Origin of the sequence: Paenibacillus sp. PAMC21692, from assembly GCF_014303795.1 — a bacterium.
Lineage (GTDB): Bacteria > Bacillota > Bacilli > Paenibacillales > Paenibacillaceae > Pristimantibacillus > Pristimantibacillus agaridevorans.
Map to the genome: position 1 here is coordinate 7,923,464 of NZ_CP060293.1, position 22,235 is coordinate 7,945,698.

The following is a 22,235-nucleotide window of genomic DNA, read 5'->3' on the forward strand; positions in this document are numbered from 1 at the left end:
TCCCTATTCATAAAATTCCTCGATTTGACCTAGCACCGCACCGTTCATAACCGAAGTTCGGCTGCCTGCGTAATAGGCGAACGGTTGCGCACCAAGATACGTTGAGAAAGCGCTGACATATTCTGCATAACGTCCTTGGTATGCGGTGTTGCTTGCATAATTCGTGTCGATCTCCATCTCGATTCCGATCCGGACGGTTGCGCCCGTCCCACGTGGCGTCACGATCACATTATCCCGGTAAGAGATAGCCTGATTGTTTACGCTATGCTTTACGCCGTTCAGGTTGGACTGTACAGTGCTGTCAAAATAGTAATGAGGCTGTAAGAGGACGATGTCGAATATGCTCTCGCCGCCAAATGTCGAGTTGGTCACGTAGCCGATGCGCTTGATGATCTCCGCCGCATTGGCGCCGTAGCCGTAATACGGAATCCACAGAAATTCCTTGCCGAGCGTGTCGTGTATATAAGTACTCAGGTTTTTGTAGAGAGCAATCTGTGGATTGGCCAGCAGATTCGCGTAATTGACGGCCGGATAGATCGCCTCGCCATTCATGTAGATGCCCTGTATGTTGTTGTTCCAGTTCGTCGCGCCCATAAGCGTCTTTACTTCGGCAAGATAGTTCTTGAAAGGCGTAAGCCGTGTGCCGAACGAACTGGTCGGCGTTGTACTATCAAGGCCCGGCGTGCCGATCCAAATGCGGGCCAGGCTGCTCCGCTGAATGATGAGCGAAGCCGTGTTCGCCATGCTGACGGCAAGCTGCGTCTTATAGGACGATTCACTGTCCTGATAGACTTGGTAGGATCCACCAAGCAGAACGAAGTCGGTAACGCCTGCCGCTAGCAGCGAATCAATATCGGCGGCACTGTAGGAAGGATAAGAGGCAATACCCGAGCTCCCGACGTACTTGTCTACGTAAATGAGCATCATTTTAGGTGGAACCTGGGTGTTTGCATAGCCGGTAGGAGTGAGAGTACCTAACAGAAATGCGAGAATGAGCGCAATTTGAACTCCGTACCGTGTTTTTTTCCTCATTAGCATGTCTCCTTCTTCAGCGGATCGCGTTTTGGAAGTCAACAAGAGTATAAACAATAAGGAGGAAATATTCACTATAATCTATATTTTTAGACAATTTAATCTCTAAAATTCTTCTCAATGAATGAGCCTGTTCAGGAAGCTCACCCGATACTTCAACCTCGGCCGCCCGCGCGATACCCCTTTCTCCTCGCCGACGATGTCGACAAGACCGGCATCCGTCCATAACAGCAGAAACCGGTGTACGCTTCGTATCGTCACGCCTAACACGGAAGCCAGTTCGCGCGCATCGTAATCGATCTGGCCGAATCGGGTCGTATGTCCAATCAGTCTGGTCAAATAGATAGAGGTCAGACCGGCGGACTCCGCCCGCTTGAGCAGGGAGGCATCGACGAGCGGCAGATCAATCTGCATAGGCTCCGACATCGCGAGCGGTCCAATCAAGCTGCCGTCCTCTCTTACGATATAGCAGACATCGCCGCCTCCCTCCTTCGCCAGACGGATCGCCCGCCGAGCATGTACTCCGGCCTCTCCTGCCGTATAGCCGAAGCCGACACCGATGCTGAACGATGTACCCGCTTCTCTCAACCTTATAGATTCGCCTGTAAACGGGATTCGCTTATAGCCGCCCGTCTCGCTCTCGAAAATACCTCGCGTGGTGACGAATTGATACTCGCCGTCCGCAATGCGCGTCAAATGCCCATCCAATTGTCGGACAAGACGCTGTACGGCGTGAAGGATATCGAAGTCTAGCTGCTGTATCCCCGACTCTGCGCGACCGCTACCCTCAGTTGCGGCCAGACGATCCGCACGGATCATGCCTACGACGACCTGCGCCTCTCTGTCCCTCCGCCACTCGGTCGAAAGCAAGGCGCGCTCCAACGTGACGATCATATCCTGCTCAGTCGGCTCCATCCATTCGCTGGCTATACCCTCTGCGTTCAGCCGCTCGGCTACGCTCCCCATTGCCGTCAGGACGCCATGCGATCCGTCAGCATCACATAAGCCTCTGTGATAATCCAGCAGCTCGCTGACGCTCGGCGTATCGGACCTCTCGTATACGGATACCATGAGCTTAGGCTCCCCGAGTCTTTTAATCGCGCTTTCAACAATCTTCACCGGCAAACCGTCAACCGAAATCTTCGATATTCCGCATCGTCGCACCAGTCTAAGCAGGCCGTCGTGGAGGGCCGAGACCGTCAGAGGCACAAATAAGGCCGGTACAAGATAACTGCACCTGGCCTTGAAAAGTCTGTAAGAGAGCGCTTCCGTGAACAGGAGCACATCCGCGTCCGCCGCCGCCGCTATGCCAGGCGCCTCCGATAGGTTCCGATACTCGTAATAGGTAGGGCGGAGCGACGGGAACAGCTTAAGACAACGAGACAATGCCTTTGCCCGGCCCTCCGAGCCGATGATCGCGATGGCGATCTCCGACCGTTCCTTCTTGTTCATTCGCTCCTCGATAGACATCCGTATCACCCTTTCCTCATCTTCCTGAACCGACTCCGCACGTTATCCTTAGAGCGGCAGAAGGGATAAGTCGGAGACTGTAAGCCGCGCCGTCCGCTCGTCGACGATAACGGCATCCGGATGAGAGGTCCAGAAGGGATCGACGATGGGCCGATAGTAACGGACCTCCAGCGTATACGGCGCTTGAATTCCGGTGTACGGCGGGATCCCGGACATTCGGCTAACCGCTCGGGCAGCTCCGCCCCGAATGGCGATGCAAGCCTCCTCCGAGGACAGATGGTCGGCGAGCTCGGTGCCCCTGCCCCGCTTTGTGATTGCAGTCTCGATGCCGGGAACGAACATGGACGCTTCCGCCGCCGCTTTATCGTCTCCGGACAAGAAGATAACGGGTACTCCCATCGACCCGGCCAGCAGCGCGCGCGCCCCGAACTCGCCGACAAACGTGTCGTTTATCCGGTAGTACATCACATCCAGCGAGGAATACGTATGATTAAGAGGCGCCGCCACTGTGCCAGCCATCGCATGCTGGCCCACGAAGAGCATTGCGTCGTAACTTCCTTCTTCAAGAAGGCGATAGACAGTCGTGCCGATCAGGCTTATATAGCGACAACCGATCAGATCCTCCGAATGAAGCCCTCCCGTGCCGTGGCCGTCGACCGCGTCGATAACGGCGTCAGGATCCATCGACCGGATCCCGGCGCAGCAGACGTTCACCTCCAGAGCCAATTGCCGCATTCCCGGCCCTTTCGCTACAGGATCATTAGTTCGTGTCTGGCGGAAGGAGTCGACGCCCGCTGCTCCCTCCAGATCGGTGATCAGAATATATTTCATATCGTTCCACTCCTCCACAAATTAGAGATCGACCGTCTCGCCGGTCTTCCTGCTTTCGTTGGCCGCTTCAATGAAGCGGATCACCTCGAGCGTGGCCTCTAACGGTACGGCGGGCACGCCGGTCTCGAACATCCGCATCACCTGTTCGAGCAGGCTGGCATAGAATGGCTTTTCCTCCGCCGGCACGTAGACGAAGGAGGACTGGCGCTCGCGGTGGATCGCCGCCGCGAACGGATAACCGCCCGAACGGCTGCCACGGATCGTGCCAACTGCTCCGCTCCGCCAGACACCCACGATCGTCTCCTGGTCTCCTGAGACGGATGCTAACACGCTGATGCAACCGCTCCCCAATATCGCATACAACATCTCGACTGCATGGATACCGTACCAGTAGTACCCCGTCTGGGTCGGCTCCATGAACATCGGCGCATAACACTCTACGCCAATCACTGCGTCTTCGCTCGGATGGCTGCCGATCTGCTTGGTCAACGCCTCCGCGTAACGCAGCGACGATGAGCTCATCACTGGCAATTGCCGTAGCCGGGCAAGATCCGCAATGGCTCCCGCTTCATTCAAGCTAAGGGCAAGCGGCTTGTCGATGAACACCGGCTTCCCATAGGGAGCGATCTCCTCAAAGAGTTCACGGTGGACCCGTCCGTCAGCGGACAGCAACAGAATCGCGTCGCTGACCTCTGCCACCTGCGCCGGACTGTCAACGATCCGAACACCGTACCCGCTGCTCATCTGCTCGGCGAAGCCCGCTACTCTGGAGATGCTAAGCTCAAAATCCGGAGAACCCCCCGGATACGCGGCGATCACTTCGCCTCCCTGTACGTGATAGCGATGGTTCCGATCGTTCAACAGCTCCGTAAATGCGATGGAATGGGACGTATCCGTCCCGATAATCCCGATCTTCATCGAATTTCGCATGCGATCACTTCCTGCCCCATGAATTGTCCGCCTCTTGCCAATCGATTCAAGTTCACAGTGGGCCCGCTCATTCGTAGCGCAGCAGTACGCCGAGCACCTTGCTGATATCCTGCTTCATGGCGACATAAGCTTGCGGAGCTTCGTGAATCGAATATTCCTGCGTGAAGAGCGGAGCGATATTCGTAATGCCGGCTTCCAATTGGCGCACGTATTCCTCCATATTGCGCCCCTCCGTCCAGCGGACATAAGACTTCGGATAGTCGATATTGCCATCCTCGTACTGCTCGTCATAACGACCCGGTCCCGCAGCCCGCGCGATGAGGAAGTCGGCTTCCTTCTGGAAGAATAATTCTCGGGGGAATTCGATCGGCACATTGCCGACAAGCACGAACTTCCCGCGGAAGGCGATCTTCTCCATGCTCGACGCAATAATCTTCGAACTATGCGAATGGGCGACCAGCGCGATGCCGTCGAACCCGTGTCCGTCCGTGAAACGGTCGATATGCTCATCGAGCCGCTCGTCATTTGCAAGGTACGCTTCGACGCCGAACGATCTGGCCGTCTCCACGCGCGCCGGATCCATATCCGTAGCCAGCACCCGGTAGTTGGCTTGCTTGCAATACTGCACGATCAGTTGCCCCAGCAATCCGAGTCCGACGACCCAGACCGTCTCGCCGAACTGCAGACCGATTCTGCGCACGCTGTGGATCGCGACCGAGCCGAGACCGACAAGGGCGGCTTCGCGCAGCCACTTGTCCGAAGACAGCTTCACGCACAATTGCCTTGGCACGGAGAGCTGCTCGGCATGATAGACATACGGCCCGCCGTAGCAGGCGACCAAGTCGCCCGGCTTCAGGTCCTTTACTTCTGAGCCGACGGCGATGACTTCCCCGGACGCGCTATAGCCCAGTTTAAAACCTGCAGGCACCTCCATGTTGTGGATCAGATTCAGCTCCGTCCCGGGGCTGATGGAGGAATATTTGACCTTGACAAGCACTCGGTGTGGATGCGCATCGGTCAGGACGGGCGCATCGGCCTCTTCAAGCACGGCTGCATGCTGGTTTACTACGATTTGTTTCATAGACTTATTCCTCCTTTATTCTCGATCAATCGGTTCTGGCTGTCAGTTTGCGTCTCGCTCAGTCCGTACTCGGGAGCAAGCGCTATGTTCGCGATCATTCCGGCGAATCCGGCAGCTTTGCGGAATGTCGTCGTCACCGGCGTACGATCCGGCACATCATTCACGATGACTGGTTTGAACACAGCGATGCCTTGCTCTGCCAGCCGATCGGCCGTCTCGGCAAAACGTTTCATAGCGATTTCCTTCAGCTCGGGCCCGCCGCAATGCCATAGCGCCAGATTGATCTCCGAGCTATTGTTCCAGTCCCGGGCCCACCAAGGCGCTTCCGTCTCCTCCGACGGAGGCTCCTTCATCGCGCCAAGCATCGTCTCCATCGCCTCCGCAGCTACATCGTTCCAACGGTTGCGCAACTCTTCGTCCAGCAGTGGCAGCGACGAGTGCGCGAGTTCAATGATGGTAGCCTGATAGGCGACGCTGTTGCCCATCACGACGGATCCATCCCAATTCTCGATATAGGGCCACCATCCCGATTCATTGCGGCCGAAGCGATCGGCCAAGTGGACGAATATCTGTTTCAACTTCTCTAGGTAGACGGGATTGCCCGACAGCGCATAGGCTCTGCAGAACGTACGAGCGGCGTACATATCGCCGTTCAGCACATCGAAGTCCTCGCCGGGGCGTTTAAAGATCACAGCAGGATTCTGCGGAGCGACCTGCGTCAGCAGGTATTCCGCCGAGCGGATGAGACTTTCCCGAGCCGCCGAGCTGTCCGCCACCCGGTGCAGATGGTACAGGCTGTCGGCTGATGCGCCCACCTCGGCAATATCGACAATGTCAGGCTCGCCCTTTTTGATATAAAACGGCTGACCGAAGCCGCCGCTTGCGAGCTGGCGACGGCGCACTTCTTCAGTCAGCGCCAGAGCGATTGTCCTCGAAGCCTCGGATGCGTTACGCCGCCCCTCCCAAGCGTAGAAGACGGCGGCAGCAGCCGTTGTGCAGCAACTGGCCCGGTTATCCAGCTCGTCATCGAATAGGAACAGCTTGCCGGTCTCCGAGTCGCTTCGCAGCAGTCCGTCGAAGTACGGCTTGATGCCCGCGATGATCCGGGGAGCGATCGATTCCATAAAGTCGAATGAATTCATAAGTCCACTCACTATCCTTTCATCCTTCGTCATTCTGTTATTTCGAGCCCGTCATCGTGATGCCTTGAATGAACACCTTTTGCACGAAGAAGTACAAAATGATAATCGGGAAGGTAAACAGCGCGGCAGCCGCCATCAGCATGCCCCACTCGACGTTATATTCGCCGATAAAGGCCTTCAGCCCGACGGACAGCGTCCATAAGTCCGGATCGTTCAGGTAGATGAGCGGCAACTGGTAGTCCTTCCACGAGCTCAGGAATACGAGCAACCCGACGGTGAACAATGCCGGATACGACAAGGGAATGATCATCTGCGAGAAGATGCGGAATTCGGATGCCCCGTCTATCCGGGCAGACTCCGAGATCTCCTGCGGAATCCCCATAAAGAACTGTCGGAGCAAGAAGATATAGTAGGCAGCCCCGAAGAAAGCGGGCAAAATTAAAGGCCAATAGGAATTCACCATTCCCAGCTTGTTGTACAGTACGTACAGCGGCACCATCGTAGACTGCATCGGCAGCATGATGGTCCCCATCATGACCATGAATATTACGTTGCGTCCCTTGAAGGGGATTCTCGCCAAACCATATGCGGTCAAAGGAGCGGCGATCAGCTCGCCGATGACGCAAAGCAACGATACAAACAGCGTATTCAACATATAGCGGAAGAACGGAATCGCTTGTACCGCATTAGAATAATTCTCAAAGTAGAACTGCTTGGGCCACCAGACGAATGGAACGGCGAAGATGTCGTCGATGCTCTTCACGGACGTAAGCAGCAGATAAGCGAACGGTCCGAGGAAGCAGATGCCGGCCAGGCAAAGGATCAAGTGCTTGAACAAAGACTTGAACATACTCTTTGCCGTTCTTTTTTTCTTGAACGATTGCAGTGGCAGGCTGTCCGTGTAATTCGGTTGGTTAGCCATCACTTGTCACCTCCGTAGTAGACCCAACGCGCGGAAGTCTTGAATATAATCAGCGCAAAGATCATGACGACCACGAAGAGCATCCAGGCCATCGCGGAAGCATATCCCATGTTCAGGAACGAGAACGCCTGTTGGTAGAGATAAATCGAATAGAACAGCAACGAATTTTCGGGTCCGCCCATCGATTGTGTTGCTTCGGCGAATACCATGCCCTCCGTGAAATACTGGAATGAAGCGATGAACAACATGATTAATTGGAACAGCGTCATCGGAGAGATGGAAGGGAAAGTGATCGTCCAGAACTGTCTCCACTTGCTCGCTCCGTCGATCTCCGCCGCTTCGTAGAACATTTTGGGTACGTCCTGCAGAGCCGCAAGGTACATAACGGTAATCGTCCCCGTTCCCCAGAAGCCCATCATCACGAGCGCCGGCTTGGTCCAATCCGGATCAATCAGCCAGTTGGGCCCTGCGATGCCGATCGCTTCGAGCGCCATATTGATCAAGCCGTACTGAGAATTGAGCAGCCACATCCATAGCAGCGATCCTGCCACGGCAGGCACGAGCGTAGGCAAGAAATAGATGGTTCTATATATGCTCTGGCCCTTCACCTTCGTGTTCAGCAGCAAGGCCATCAACAAAGCGTATGCCATATGAGGCACCACGCCAACTATCGTAATGTAAAGGGTGTTGTACATCGACTTATAGAACTTGTCATCTTGAAACAGCGCCTTGTAGTTGTCCAGCCCGACCCACTCCGGGGATTTGAACAGGTTGTATTCCGTCAAACTGTAATAGAAGGAAGCTACAATCGGATAAAGCTGAAAAATCAAGAACCCAATGATCCAGGGACTCGTGAACAGTAAACCTGTTATTAAAATCTTTCGTTGTCTCTTTCGGATTCCTACTGCGTTGCCATTTACTTTGGCCATCGTCCGGCCTCCTTTCGCCAAGCTAGAAGCGGACCGCAAGACCGCGGTCCGCCCTTATCGCTATTGCTTATTTGTCGTCAGCCAGCGGTTGAATCTTCTTCGCAACGTTATCCATCGCTTCTTGCGACGACAATGAGCCCTTCAGAGCTTTCTCCGTCTCTTCGGTGAGCGATTGGAGATACTCGTTGATGTAGGCGCTGTTCGGGAAGCCGTTCAAATTCTCGCTCTTGGCGCGCTCGTAGAATTCCCACATCGTCTTGTTCTCTTCGACCATCAGCCGCTCGTCGCTCAGAGCCGCCGTAATCGTCGGGATGACATGAGCTTCAAGCGAATATTGAACTTGGCTGTCCGTCTGCATCAGATATTGCATGAACTCCCATGCTTCCTCTTGGTGCTTGGCCTTCTGAGGAATAAATACCGCGCGCGGGCTTACCATGCCGGAACCCTTCAGTTCAGGCTTATCGGCGGGATATGGGAACGGCGCTACGCCGATCGGGCCATCCTCGCCTCTCTCAGGCATGAAATTGTATTCCCAGCCGACATACATGGCCAGTTGTCCTGTCAGCAATGGATCCTGCGGCGTGCCGCGCTTGCCCATGCCGGATTTGAACTTGTCGATCTGAGTTTGTCCGAATTCTTCGTAGAAGGAACGTTGGTATTCGATCGCCTTCACGTTCGCCTCCGCGTTCGGCGTTACCTTGCCGGATTCGTCAATCCATGATCCGCCGAAGATAACCGGCCAGAAGACATTGTCGATCCACGGATAATCCGGGATAAACCCAATTTGACTGATACTGCCGCTATCATCCTTCTTCGTCAGCTTCTTCGCGTAGTCGTGCAGCTCTTCCAACGTTTCTGGCGGCGCGGTCAGTCCAGCGTCCTCGAAAGCTTTTTTGTTATACATTAGCGAGTTGGCCATGCTCATCGTGAACGGCATCGCATAATATTTGTCGTTGATCTTCATCCGTTCCATAGCCGCAGGAATTACGGAACCGATATCGAAGTTAGACTTGGCGATTGGATCCGTTAAGTCGAGTACGGCTCCGGCATCGGCCCAAGGACCGATGTTGTTCCAGTAAGTCAGCAGGATATCAGGCGCAGCGCCGCCGGAGATGGCCGTCAGTTGCTTCGTCGGATCCTGATTGCCCAACATTTTAACCGTAATATGATCGTTCGTCTCGTTGAATTTGTTAACCAAGGCCGTGATTGGACCCGCATCCTGATCCGTATACGTCGTCCAGAAGGAAATTTCCACCTTCTCCTTCGGCTCTGTGTTCTCGCTCCCGCCGGGGCTTACATTCCCTTGATTGTTATTGTTTGATCCACAACCTGCCAGAAGTGATAAGATAAGTACGCTTGAACCTGCTAGTGCCATCGTTTTTTTTTCTGAAAACGGACATGCTTGACGCCTCCCTTAGTATCGTTCTGAAATGTTTGAAACAACTGGTCGCACTCATTATCCAATGTGCAATCGACGGATTCCATGGTAGAATTCCTAAGTTGCTGGAAGAAAAACTCTACCGTTCTTATGAATTTAATTGGATATATTCTTCACTTAATCCCAAGATGAACGGCTATCTCTGTCCTTAGGCGGCGCAGCGCGTTTCGAGCCATGAAATATAGAGAGCTTAGATTGGCGCGATATGATTTGCTGTCCTGTAAGGAATCCGCTTACAGCTTGCAGCCGTAAAGCTCCAGCTTATCCATTGAGATTTCGCAGCCGATGCCGGGCCCGTTAGGCAAGTTGACTTCTCCTTCGTTAATGAGCGGGCCTGAAGAAATCGGATCATCCGCCAGAAACAGTGGGCCGTTCAGGTCGACCGGCTCCTCAATCCGCAAATAATTGAACAGATGCGCGCTTGCCGTCAAGGCCAGCCTCGACTCCGTCAGCCCGCCGCCCAGCAGGCCGAGTCCCGCTTCTCTCGCCAGCTCTCCGCATCGTTTGGCGCCGGTCAGTCCGCCCATCTTCGTCAGCTTGACGACTACCGTATCGCATGCCTCGGCCCGGATCGCTTGCAACAGGTTCCCCGTCGTCCATATGCTCTCGTCCAACGCGATCGGGATGCTCGTCTTTCTGCGCAACTGGGCATGACCATAAAGATCGTCGGCTCTAAGCGGTTGCTCGAACACATCCACGCCTATTCGCTCCATCACCCGCGCAAGTTTGACCGCCTGTTGCAGACTGTATGCTTGATTCGCATCCACTCGCAGGAATAGACCCGGCGCCGCTCCCTTGACCGCCTCCAGAATCTCGATGTCCGTAACCGGGTCGAGTCCCAGCTTCACATCGAGGCCCCGATACCCTTGAGATACGGCGTATACCGCTTTCCGCGCGGCTTCTTCCGGACTAGGCGTGCTGATCAGGTAAGACAACTGGACAGATGGTCTAAAACCGGAGAACCACATAGTCGACAGGCTGTTCTGTCTCTCCTTGCCGATAGCGTCGTACAGCGCCATATCTACAGCAGCCTTGGCGATCGGCTGTCCGCCGCTCAGATCCGGCTTAATCTCCTTGTTCATCTGAACATGAATGGACTGGAGATCAGCAACTTCCGCTCCAATCAGCGCGGGCTTCAGATAACCCGTAATGGTGCTTGTCACCGTCTCCAGCGTCTCATAGCTCCATCTGTGGCTCGGCCTTGCTTCTCCCCATCCTTCAGCACCGCTGTCTGTAACTACTTTAATGTAAACATGCGGAGCGCCCCGGCTTTGGCTTCCTACCGTTCCGCCCGATATGGCGAAGCTTTGCTTCATGGGAAGCAGTAGCGGATAGATTTGAATATCGGCTATCTTCATCAGTTGCTCACACCTCCTCCCCAACCGCTTTCCCGGAATCGGTTATTCGTCCGGATGCCGTCCCATACCAGCTTCGCCGCGCCGATCGAACCCCTTGCAGATTAGCAACGGCGATTTTAGACAAAAAAGATTATTTCCACTGTCCTCCGCTATTGCCGGACTCTTTCAAGGCGTCATTGACTTCTTTAACGACTTGCGCCCCGCCTTTATCCATCCATTCTTTCACCATCGCGTCCCAATCGGAAACCGGCTTTTCGCCGAAAATCATTTTGGTCTGCTCCATGTAAAGGAATTTGCCCAACTCGGCATCCTTCGTCGCTCTCGTTTCGGAGAATACGGCGTTGACCGGATTAATGTAATGCTTCAGGCCTTCATGCATCGTTTCGAATTGAGCGGTCACTTCGCGCAAGAGCGGCACGGTGTATTCCTTCGAATAGCCATTCGCCGAGTCGCTTGGCGCCCACATGCGGCTGTCAGGCAAGAAATTCATCGGAGCCAGGCCTTTTTCCTCCAGCTCTCTTTGAACGACGCCGTCTACGATTTTGTAGCCTTCATTCTCCAGGCCGTTGATCCAGTTGAAAGCTTCATTGCTGGCGTTGCGTTGATCCAACGGATGGAAGGTACGGCCGAAGTCGATCATTTCCAAAATACGCTTCACCTTTTCCGGATCGTCCTTGAGCTTCGCGCTCAGCATGACAAGACCGTAGAAGCCCGTGGAAGACGTGAAGCCCTGACTGTCGTCCGGTGCCTTGAAGGCCGGAATAGGCGCAAGCTTGGCGTCCGGATTAATGTCGACAAGAGCTTGCATCCAGGATGGATTCATGCCGCGCGGCGTGCCGATGAACATGCCGGCTTTGCCCGCGTAGAATTCCTTCGTATTGACGTTACTCCAGTTCATCAACGCGAAATCCTTTGTGATGGCGCCCTCCTTATACAGATCGGCGAGCCATTGCACATGATCCTTGCGCGCGTTCGAGATGAGGCCTGGAATGAACTGACCTTGCTCGTCCTTATGGTACCAAGCGTTAAGATCCCAATAAGTGCCCATCGCGTATTGCGGGTTGATGTTTTCCGCCATGGCAAGGCCGTAGGTGTCGTCTTTGCCGTTGCCGTCCGGATCGTTTTTCGTGAAGGCGAGCGCCACCTGCTTCATCTCTTCATAGGTAGTCGGCATGCTCAAGCCGAGCTTCTCGAGCCAGTCGGTGCGGATCATCGGCGTCAAGTCGTAGTTCTCGGTCAAATATTTTTGGATGGCGTACACTTTGTTGTCGACGGTGACGGACTTGCGCACGTTGTCCGGGATCAGCTTGAACGACTCGTAATCGTCCATATATTCGTCAAGCGGCAGGAAGGCTCCTTGCTTGGCCCATTTGTAGAAGTTCGCGTCCGGTGCCTCGAGAACGATAATATCCGGGATCTCGCCCGATGCAACCACGGCGCTGAGCTTCTGCGTATAATCGGAATGCACGACGTATTGCGGCTTGAAATCCACGTTGAATTTCTCGTTGATCATCTGGATGCCCTTGCCGTCGGTTGGAGGTAGCGCGCCGTACCGGTAATCGATCATCGATATCGTATGTTTGTCGTCTCCTTGTTGTTGGGATGCCCCGTTGGTAGCTGCCGGCTTTTCTTCATTGTCGGAACCGCATGCCGCAACCGAAGCCGAAAGAGCGATGATCAGACCCATTGCCAAACCTTTTTTCATAACCATGTGTTACAAACCCCTCTCATGGAATAATGATTCGAATTTAGCCTTACTCTAGTTTCCCCTTGAATGAAGCCTTCTTATCTTTACCCTTTGACCGAGCCGAGCATCACCCCCTTGGCGAAATGCTTTTGCAGAAACGGATATACGATCAGAATCGGAAGCGTTGCGACGATAATGGCCGCCATCTGGATCGTTTCCGCGGGAGGCGCGTTTTCGAGCAATATTTGACCGCTAGCGAGCGTATTCTGCGCTTCGTTGACGATGACGATTTGCCGCAGAATGACCTGGATCGGCCACCAGCGCTGATCGTTCATGTAGAGTATCGCCGTAAAATAGTTGTTCCAGTGCATGACAGCGTAGAATAGCCCGAATGCCGCCAGCGACGGCTTGGACAGCGGCAGGATGATTCGCCAGAACGATTGGAGATCGTTGGCCCCGTCAATGGTGGCCGCCTCGTATAGCTCGCTGGGAATGCTTTGGAAAAACTGCCGCATGACGATCAAATAAAACGGAGCGATCGCCACGGGCAGAATAAGCGCCCAAACGGAGTCTAGCAATCCCGTCTCTTTCACGATCAAATAACTCGGAATCATGCCCGCGTTAAACATCATCGTGAACAGCACGAGGAAGGACACGCTCTTTCTACCGAAAACGGGACGGGAGAGGACGTAAGCGAGAGACGATGTGAAGGCCAGATTGACCAGCGTCCCCACCACCGTAATGAGCACCGTCACCCACAACGAACGGAGGAACGAATCCGATGCAAAGATGAATTCGTAAGCGTCCAGCACCCATGTCTTCGGGATGAGCATGAAGTCGCTTTGCATATAATCGGTGTACGACGAAAACGAAACGGCGATGACGTATACAAATGGAAACAGCATAAGCAGCGCTATGACCGTCAGCAATACATAATTAAAGACATCGAGGACTCTGCTCGATACAGTCTTGTCCTTCATAATGGTGGCCCCTTTCCTTCAAGCGTCAATAGACGCCGTCTTCGCCGAATTTTTTGGCGATACGGTTCGCCGACATGACCAAGACGAGTCCGACAAGCCCTTTAAACATACCGACGGCCGTTGCAAAGCTATAATCGGATTGCTGAATGCCCTTGTAGAATACAAATGTATCCAACACGTTCTGCGACTCTTCATTGAACGGATTAAGCATGAGGAATATTTGCTCGAATCCGCTGTCCAGCACGGTTCCCAAACGAAGAATGAGCATGATGACGATCGTTGACCGGATGGCGGGTAATGTAATATGCCAAATTTGCCGCATTCGGCTTGCTCCGTCCACGACGGCCGCTTCGTACAGGCTCGGATTGACGCCAGCAAGCGCCGCAAGGAAGATGATCGTTCCCCAGCCTGCCTCTTTCCATATCACCTGCATGATGACCATTGGCTTAAAGAACGAGGGATCCGTCAAGAACGGAATCGATTCCCATCCGAAAGTATCGCGTAAAAATACGTTAACCAGTCCTTCGCCGCGGAAGAAGATAATCCAGATGCCGACGACGACAACCCAGGATAAAAAATGCGGCAAATAAACAATCGACTGGATGAAGCGTTTGTACACTTGATTGCGCGCCTCGTTTAACATAATCGCGAGCAGGATCGGCATCGGAAATGCGAATACGATCTGCAGGAAAGACATGTAAAGCGTGTTCCATATGACCCGAAGCACTTCGTCATCCGCAAAAATACGCTTGAAGTGATCCAGTCCGACCCACGCGCTGTTAAACATGCCCTGGAACGGATTAAAATCAATAAAGGCCAGGTAAAGGCCGAACATCGGGGCGTACTTGTACATCATAAAGTAAATCAACCCCGGCAGGCCGAGCAACAGTAAGTAGCGATCCTTCCAAATCCGGGTCATCATCCGCTTCCAGACCGTACGATTCGGCTGAACAGGCGGCGACACCGCCGATTGCGTTTCCATCTCTTTGTTTCGTCCCCCTTTGCGAGTCACATCTCTTCTGTCCATATTCGTAGCATACTCCCCGCGCGGTTTTAATCACAATTATCAGTTGCCGGAACGCAGAAGATAAAGGAAAAGCATAGAAAGATAATCATGACGTGCAACGAAACGCAAAAAAACGCCCTCAAGCAATTGGATTGCTTCAAAGGACGTCTATTGGGATCCGTTTTTTAAAAGTCGTCTAACCTTTGGCTTCCAAAGCCTCCTGAACCTAATCAAACTCTCCGTCACGGAACTGCTTCCTGTATTGGCCCGGCGGAATCTGGACCATTTGCTTGAATATACGCGTAAAGTTCTGCACGGATGTGTAGCACAGCTTCTCGGAAATTTCTTTGATCGGCATATCGGTATGAACGAGAAATTCCTTGGCCTTGTCCATCCGGTATTGGATCAAATAATCTCCGAAATGGATGTCGGTCTCTTCTTTAAACGATCGGCTAAGCTGGGACGGAGAGATCCCGAGTTGCTCCGCAACATGCTGAAGCGACAAGTCGGTATCGTAACGATTGTGGATGTAGTCAAGCGCCAGCTGGATATTCGTCTTTTGTTTGGATGACCGCAGACTCCCCATGTGCCGGGCAACGGCAGGAAATACCGATCCCTTGAGCCAATCCGTCACTTCGTTCAGGCTCGTCTTGGCATAAAGCTCCTTATACGGGTCCACGGGAAAAAACGTCTTTGGATCGAGCCCGATATCCTGCAAAAGCACGTCCAGTTGCCCTATCAAATAGGCGAACAAACCGAGCACCGTTTCGGAATTTTGCACATATTGCGGCACTTCCTGCATCATTTCCTCCAGTTCGGCGCCCGCGCCTTCCAAATCCCCCCGCGTTATGCTCGAGATGATTTTCTTCTGGCGCTTGATGATCGTCGTACGGGACTGCTCGACCGATGGCTCGAGTTCCTCGGACGTGATGAATTGATTATGGCCGAGCAGCAGCCGGTAACTGAGCAGTTCCAGCGATTGCTGGTATGATTCGCTGATGCTGAGATATCCTTTGCCCGAACGGCTCAAAGCAACGGTGACTGTGAACTGGAAATATTCGCGCACGGTCCCATTAATTTGGGCGACCATCTCCTCCACCTTGCGCTCGGAATCGCCGTCGATTCGGTCCATACCGATCACGATTGCCACCTGCCCCGGAAGCGGCGCGGCGGTGATGCAGGAGAAGTCGGGCTCCTGCTCACACAACTCCTCGCACATTTTGCGCAGCGCATAAAATAGCAGGGAGCGATCCTTCTCGTGATATGTTTCCCGAAACCGGCCGAACTCGTCGACATCGACAAGGCAGACGCGGAACCAGTTTCCCTTGAGAGGAAAGCCGTAATGCTCGGTCTTTTCGCGTATTTCACGGACGGTCATCTCGCCTCGAAGCAGTTGCTGATAAACGGTCTCCTTCAAATAAGGCAGCTGTTCGTCAAGTCGATGCTGCAGCCGATCGTTCGTCATGACGACGTGGTGGATAAACGAATCAAGTGCCTTCAACCCATCGCGGGGTACTTGGCTGTTACGGTCCCGGTTCTCCCCCGAGAACTTGTTAGTCAATCGCTGGATCGGATTGTACAGACGATTCGTTCCGAACAAGGCGATGCTTACCCAGATTGCCGCCAACGCCGCTACGATCAGCCAGGTGAGCGTTTCGATACGTTCCGCTTTGCCCGTTAGCAACGAGCTTTCCGTCAGTGCCAGATAGGTCCAGTTATTAAAGGCGGAGCGCTCCATGGACACTTGATACGGCACTCCGTCCAAATCGATTTCATTGGTTGATTCGGCGGGATTGCTCCAGTAGCGATACAGCTCTGCCGAATTGATGCGCGTACCGATTTCGGCCGGATTATGACTCGCCACCACCGTGCCCCGGTCGTCCATCACGAGCAATCGGCGGCGGTCCCCGAGTTGAACGCTTTGCACGAATGAACTCAACTTATTCGACTGGACATGCAGCATCACGTAGCCGTCGGCCTTGCCGGTAGTAAACAGAGGTACGGACCGAATGACCAGCAGCTCGTCCTGATTGGGATATGTACTTGGCGAAATGACGAAGGGAGCAGTAAATTTCGCGTTAATTTGTCTGGCAATATCCGCGTAGACAAAATCCTCTTGTTCGATTAACCCGTCTCGGTTCGAATATATTTTGCCAAAGTTGCTGTAGATGATCGAAATATCGTAGGAAACCTCCGAGAAATTGCGTTGGCGCTGCAAGAGGTCGATCATGTCCAATGATGCATCCAAGTGCTGCATGGAGGGACCTACCTTGACGGAGTTCTCGATGATCCTATTGTTAGCTAGGTCAATGGACGCCTTCTCCAGCGTTTGCAGAAAGCGGTCCACTTGAAACTGGATTTGCCTCAAAATGATTTGATGGTTGTGATCGACTTCCTCCTGTACCATCCTGGAGGCGATCGTGGAAGATACCGTACCTAGAATGAGCACCGGAACGATACACAAAAGGAGTGAGTACAGGAACAGCTTATGTTTGAACGTCGTGTTTCCAAGAAGCCGCGAAAGCTTGTTCGCCACTGCAATCACCTCTTCATGGTAAAGCGCCGGCAATAAAGAAGCAGAGCGCGTTAATGATCATTTTATACATAAGTATTGTAATTTCTTTCTCCGCTTAATACAAGAGAGGTGACATATCTTAGTTTACCGGGCTGTCGACCGATGATCTGAGCCAAATGTTCACGCTTCGCAAATTATAGGGCTTCATGTGGCACACTCGGCAGCAGCAACAGTTATGCCATTGACTGCAGAAGAGGCCGTACAAGCTGCCAAAGAATTACGCATATTTCCTCAGGATGCTGAAGTTCGATCAACCAAGCTTGACGTAACCAGAAATTGATGGGTCATAGTATATACTCATTTAGATGCAAAAGGCAACTTTCGCGATGGAACTGTTGAGTTGAACGCTCCAAACGGAAACTTGTTATATTTTACGGAGAGACTGAATTATGAAAGACTTTTTGGAGATATGATGGCACCGCCGTTTGATCTTGCCGACCAAAAAGTCAGTTTTACCGAAGCTGTCGGAATAGGCACTCGTAATGCGTAGGCCGGGGGTTCAATTCCCTTCATCAGCATCCTAAAAAAACAGCAATGACGCGGATTCCGGGCAACACCCGATCCGCGTCATTGCTTTTTATCTACCATTTATCTACCCTGTACTATACTAGCGTGTCGTCCGGCTCCTTCCAGCCGGTCTTCATGGAGCTGATGTCGGTTAATACCATGACCCTTGTTCTCGCGTTCAATAATTAATTCTCCCGGCTCTCCAGAATTCGATCAATTTCCTGACGATAATATTCGTCTGGCCGTACCTTGACGACATACCCGTGTTTGCCGTTCGGATCTTCTTCGAAAAAATTTTCTCCGTTGCTCGCCTCAACCCGCGCCGTTCCTCTCACAACCCGGTAACCCGCAATCTCTTCTATCCCAATGCAAGCCAGCAATACCAGCATCGGATCCCAGGAACTCCTGCCACTCGCAGAATTGTGATTACGTAATGCCTTTGCCACCAGATCCGTAGGCGAAGTGAGCGTACCTCCCGTCAGGATGGCACTTGATACTTCCCAGCCTAGAAAGGTAATAACAGTTGGCCAGTGCTCACATACGTATTTCCCTGCTTCGCGCGAGCGGACATTTCTAGCAAAGTTGTTTTCCACGCCGTTGCCTTTATTTTCCCAGTTGCCGGCCATCATCCACAGTTTCCGAACTTTTGACGCCACTAATTCTAATCCGTTCATAGGGGACAGATCGTCTCCGGAACTCTTCAACAATCGTGCCAAAACTTGAGGATAGCCGATCTCGATGATATCCAGCTTACCATCGGCTTTTGCAAGGCAGCGCCGATACAATCGAACAGCATTCTCGCATTCTTCATTGCTTCTATATCGTGCACCGTCCGCTATCATATTGTGTTGATAAGGAGGGTTGCCTCCAAAATCGACGGCCTCCAGGTCAATGCCGAGTGCTATTCCAGGTCTTCCTTCAGCCGTCAGGAATGCATCGAGAGATGGGGCAGATACCTCCATACAAGCATTAATGCCTATTCCCGCGATCTCAATCAAACCTTGTACTTCAGCCCACACAAGCAAGCGCATGGCGACGACATCGTCGCAGTCTGTCCACCAGTCCGTTCCCATCAATACCTTTCTTCTAATCATTCTTGATCCTTCCCCCTCTTCAGCAGTAAAATCCAATCTCTGCCTCCCTGCGCAACAGAGGCGGGTCTTATGGCGTAACGGTCACGCTAATGCGGGCTTCGGCCCCTTTATATACGGCGACGATATCGGTCACACCGGCATTCAATCCCTGAACCACCGCGTTCTGTCCGCGGGATTGCAGCAACCTCGAAGTGAATCCGTCGTCCACGTACCATACCAGTTTCTCCGGGTCCGCCACCGGATTGTTGTTCTCGTCGTACACCTGGGCGCTGATGCCTTCATCCTCGTACAATCCAAGCGTCAGACTATTGACGCTGATCTGCACCGTGTAAGGCGTAAGGCTCTGGCCCGGCTGGAAATACCCTTTTGTATTGCCGTACACAAGACTATTGAAATCATCCCCTTCTCCATCCCACTCATCGTTGGCGCCGTTGACAAGCTGCGGATTGGTTCCCTGGACTCCCTGGATATATTGCTCCGTATCGGTTGCCGTCAACTGGCCGCCGTTAAGCGCATACAAATAAGTTCCGTTTGTTTTGCCAACAATCGAGTTGTAAAGATTCACTTCATTGGACGAGCTCTCCAACGCAATCTCGCTGTGCTGATTATTGAAGAACGTGCTGTAGTAAACATCCGCCTTGCCCGTTCCGCTGCCCACCCATAAACCGGGCGCGTCTCCGCTGCCGCCGCGTTTGAAGGAATAACCCCCGACAGCCTGAATCAAGGTCGGATTGCCCCAGAATCGATAATTTCTTTTGTTGTCGAAGGCAACCGTTCCGATCAATACAGGGTCAATCGATTTGTCATCCCAGCCGCCGTCCGTGCTGCCGAACGCTTTACTGCGCAGGTAGGTGATGTTATAGGCCTGACGTTCCGCGGTGAAGCCGTCTCCGTTCCAATAATCGGTTCCGTTCTCGTGCCAGCTGTTTTTGCTGACCACATCTTGGAAAACAATGTCATGATCGAAAATATAGGATTGCTCCGGCGAATTGCCGATGCGGAAGCCCATCGGGAAGTTGCCGGGAGCCCAGTTCGCCTGGCCGCCGGCATCGGCCGTTACGTTTATGACGCTGGCAAGATAATTCCCGTTGCGGAATCGGACGGCGCTTTTTGTAAAATTCGTATATTCTCCGTCCTTGATGACGATATCGTGCGATCCCGCATCCGGATTGGACCGGGTTGCCCGCCCCCACAAATAGATTCCGTCGCTCATATCGTGGACGCTAACGTTCAGGATGCGAATGCCTTCGTGTTGTCCGTTCGCGTAAATGCCATTATAGTAATTTCGAATGACGATATCTTGAACGGTCCAATAACTGACGCCGATCGGGACGTTAATAAACGAACGATTGACTTGATTGGTCAACTGGAAGTCGCCCGTAAATTCCGGCAGTCCGCCTCCCGTGTTCACGCCAACCAGCTTTTTCATATTCAGCACGTCGAGACCGCCGCTTGTCATATTCAACGTCTGCGGCACGGTATACGAACCGCTGCCGACATACAGCGTGCTGGTTGGACCCGTCTCCGCCCATGCAGCCTGCAGCCCCCCTGCCTTGTCGCCCTGCATCGCATTGCTCCAGCTAGTGCCGTTCTTTGCGCCGGCTCCTAGCGGCGTCACGTAACGGTCGGCCTGAACCGGAGCGGGAGGCGTTACTGGCGTGCCGACTTCAGCGGCGGACAGAATAAGGTCTCCGAAGGAAGCCGTATTTTGGTAATTGTTCGCAATGCCCGTCCAGACGAGCTGCCCATCCCTTACGCCGCCGTTGTCGTCGTCATTGACGGCAATGTCGAAGCCGATGTCAAGACCAGGCTCCGCCACGAGGCCAAGATTAACCCATGGTATGGCCAATTCAACGGCGTAACCTCCCGCAATCGCGGACCAGCCGTGCTTGACGCCGGCCGTTTCGCTCAATTTCTCCCATAGTCCTGAATCGCCGTAGCCTTTGCTAAACTGCCAATCCTTCAAGTCGTAGACCGCGCCGTGGTTGTGATCGGCATCGATGAATACTTCAACCGAGTCGTCATCGTAATTGCCAGTAGAATCGTTGAACAGTTGGGAGTCCATCACCTTTGCGCCGACATACAAATACTTTTCGTCCCATAGCGCGCCGAATTCAGCGGTATTTCCGCTTGTTCCGACCACCAGCTTGTTGATGCTCCGATCCACGGACCAAACGCTTTCATCCAAAACGCCATTCACCACGATCGGAGCCAATGTCTTGTCAGCCACGTACGGCGGATCCCCGATTGTTCCCTGCACGGTTATGACGGCGTTAGCCTCCAGCGAACCGTAGCCGGCGCGAATGACGGTACTGCCTGCTGCCACACCCTGAACCAGCCCGTTGCCGTCGACGGTCGCGATGGAAGGATTATCGCTGCTCCAGCTCAGCGGTAGCCCGCTTATGATCTGATTTCCCTGATCGTATACGTTCGCAGATAACTGACGAGTTTCTTGCTGCAAAATAACCGCGTTTTGGGGTTCTACGGTCATGCTGGAGGGAACCCGCAAAGCCGTCACCCGAACATCGTCGATCGAGTAGTTGCTTTTGCTGTAGCCTCCGAGCGCTATTTTGCCGGACGCAAGCGACGTATCGCTGGCGGCAATGACCTGCACATCGTCGACATATCCCGTAAGGCTCGAACCGTCCACGTCCAGCCTCAGCTTGTAGAACGTATTGACGCTCAGCGTCATTGGCGCGGAATCAAGCACGTTGCTGGAACCGTTTACAACCCGGAGCAAATAAACGACATCGTTTTTCAAATCAAGCCGTAAGCCATAAAAATTGTTGGCGTTTGCGTATCTGGCATGCAAGCCCGTGGCGTTGTCTTCATTTCCGTTTCTCAAGCGGGCTTCGACCGAATAGCTGGTCCAAGCGGAATCTCCCGCCGCCACGTATTTCGTCGTCGAGGAACCGGAGGTATACGTATATTTGAGCGTTTTCGTTCCCCCTTCAGTAACCACCGCATACCCCGAGCCGCTCCAGCCGTCGGCATTGCCGTCTTCGAAATCGTCGACAAACAGATCTTCGGCAAGCAGACTGGACGCCATAGGCGCGAAACCGTCCGCTTCCGCATGGACAACGCTCTGCGGCATCGCGCCCGCGGAGAACAACAGAACAAGCGACAACATTAAAGCCAACAACCTTTTAAAGCTTCCTCTCATCTCATTTATTCCTCCCTGATATATAGTTGTAAACGCTCAGAACCACATCGTCAAATAAGGACGGGACAATTCCTCCTTCGGCCCGGTTGT

16 protein-coding genes are annotated in these 22,235 nt (G+C 53.3%); all 16 read right to left on the reverse strand.

The genetic code is table 11. The annotated features are described in order from the left end of the window. Positions 1 to 3 precede the first annotated feature (3 nt). The gene (locus H7F31_RS31560; RefSeq protein WP_187102065.1) at positions 4 to 1,032 is read right to left on the reverse strand and encodes a DUF4855 domain-containing protein; all 1,029 of its coding nucleotides are present in this window, start codon (positions 1,030 to 1,032) and stop codon (positions 4 to 6) included. A 117-nt stretch (positions 1,033 to 1,149) separates the two neighbouring features. Next, complete coding sequence (locus H7F31_RS31565) at positions 1,150 to 2,511, reverse strand: hypothetical protein (protein ID WP_187102066.1); 1,362 nt, start codon at positions 2,509 to 2,511, stop codon at positions 1,150 to 1,152. 39 nt (positions 2,512 to 2,550) lie between these two features. Further along, positions 2,551 to 3,333 (reverse strand): M55 family metallopeptidase, encoded by a 783-nt coding sequence (locus tag H7F31_RS31570; RefSeq protein ID WP_187102067.1) that lies wholly within the window; start codon positions 3,331 to 3,333, stop codon positions 2,551 to 2,553. Positions 3,334 to 3,354: 21 nt separating this feature from the next. Then, entirely contained in the window at positions 3,355 to 4,263 is a 909-nt protein-coding gene (locus H7F31_RS31575) for a Gfo/Idh/MocA family protein (protein ID WP_187102068.1), read from the reverse strand. A gap of 67 nt (positions 4,264 to 4,330) precedes the next feature. Then, entirely contained in the window at positions 4,331 to 5,344 is a 1,014-nt protein-coding gene (locus tag H7F31_RS31580) for a zinc-dependent alcohol dehydrogenase (RefSeq protein ID WP_187102069.1), read from the reverse strand. Next, positions 5,341 to 6,498 (reverse strand): hypothetical protein, encoded by a 1,158-nt coding sequence (locus H7F31_RS31585; protein WP_187102070.1) that lies wholly within the window; start codon positions 6,496 to 6,498, stop codon positions 5,341 to 5,343. Before H7F31_RS31585 ends, H7F31_RS31580 begins: the two co-directional genes overlap by 4 nt. Positions 6,499 to 6,523: 25 nt before the next feature. Then, positions 6,524 to 7,336 carry a carbohydrate ABC transporter permease gene (locus H7F31_RS31590; protein WP_187105645.1) on the reverse strand — a complete coding sequence of 271 codons (813 nt, stop codon included), beginning with the start codon at positions 7,334 to 7,336 and terminating at the stop codon, positions 6,524 to 6,526. A 71-nt stretch (positions 7,337 to 7,407) separates the two neighbouring features. Beyond that, the gene (locus H7F31_RS31595) at positions 7,408 to 8,337 is read right to left on the reverse strand and encodes a carbohydrate ABC transporter permease (protein WP_187102071.1); all 930 of its coding nucleotides are present in this window, start codon (positions 8,335 to 8,337) and stop codon (positions 7,408 to 7,410) included. Positions 8,338 to 8,404: 67 nt separating this feature from the next. Next, positions 8,405 to 9,712 carry an ABC transporter substrate-binding protein gene (locus H7F31_RS31600; RefSeq protein WP_187102072.1) on the reverse strand — a complete coding sequence of 436 codons (1,308 nt, stop codon included), beginning with the start codon at positions 9,710 to 9,712 and terminating at the stop codon, positions 8,405 to 8,407. 296 nt (positions 9,713 to 10,008) lie between these two features. Continuing rightward, positions 10,009 to 11,133, reverse strand: coding sequence for a mandelate racemase/muconate lactonizing enzyme family protein (locus H7F31_RS31605; RefSeq protein ID WP_187102073.1), 1,125 nt, complete (start codon positions 11,131 to 11,133; stop codon positions 10,009 to 10,011). Between the two features lie 130 nt (positions 11,134 to 11,263). Beyond that, the gene (locus tag H7F31_RS31610; RefSeq protein WP_187102074.1) at positions 11,264 to 12,844 is read right to left on the reverse strand and encodes an extracellular solute-binding protein; all 1,581 of its coding nucleotides are present in this window, start codon (positions 12,842 to 12,844) and stop codon (positions 11,264 to 11,266) included. A gap of 80 nt (positions 12,845 to 12,924) precedes the next feature. Next, positions 12,925 to 13,800: a carbohydrate ABC transporter permease gene (locus H7F31_RS31615; protein WP_187102075.1), complete on the reverse strand. Its 876-nt coding sequence runs from the start codon at positions 13,798 to 13,800 to the stop codon at positions 12,925 to 12,927. Positions 13,801 to 13,825: 25 nt separating this feature from the next. Then, positions 13,826 to 14,722: an ABC transporter permease gene (locus tag H7F31_RS31620; protein WP_261800587.1), complete on the reverse strand. Its 897-nt coding sequence runs from the start codon at positions 14,720 to 14,722 to the stop codon at positions 13,826 to 13,828. Positions 14,723 to 15,032: 310 nt separating this feature from the next. Next, positions 15,033 to 17,342, reverse strand: a complete 2,310-nt coding sequence (locus H7F31_RS31625; protein WP_187102076.1) for an AraC family transcriptional regulator — start codon at positions 17,340 to 17,342, stop codon at positions 15,033 to 15,035. A gap of 731 nt (positions 17,343 to 18,073) precedes the next feature. Beyond that, on the reverse strand, positions 18,074 to 18,982 hold the full coding sequence (locus H7F31_RS31630) for a nucleoside hydrolase (RefSeq protein ID WP_187102077.1): 909 nt from the start codon (positions 18,980 to 18,982) through the stop codon (positions 18,074 to 18,076). A 67-nt stretch (positions 18,983 to 19,049) separates the two neighbouring features. After that, positions 19,050 to 22,145, reverse strand: coding sequence for a sugar-binding protein (locus H7F31_RS31635; protein WP_187102078.1), 3,096 nt, complete (start codon positions 22,143 to 22,145; stop codon positions 19,050 to 19,052). Positions 22,146 to 22,235 lie beyond the last annotated feature (90 nt).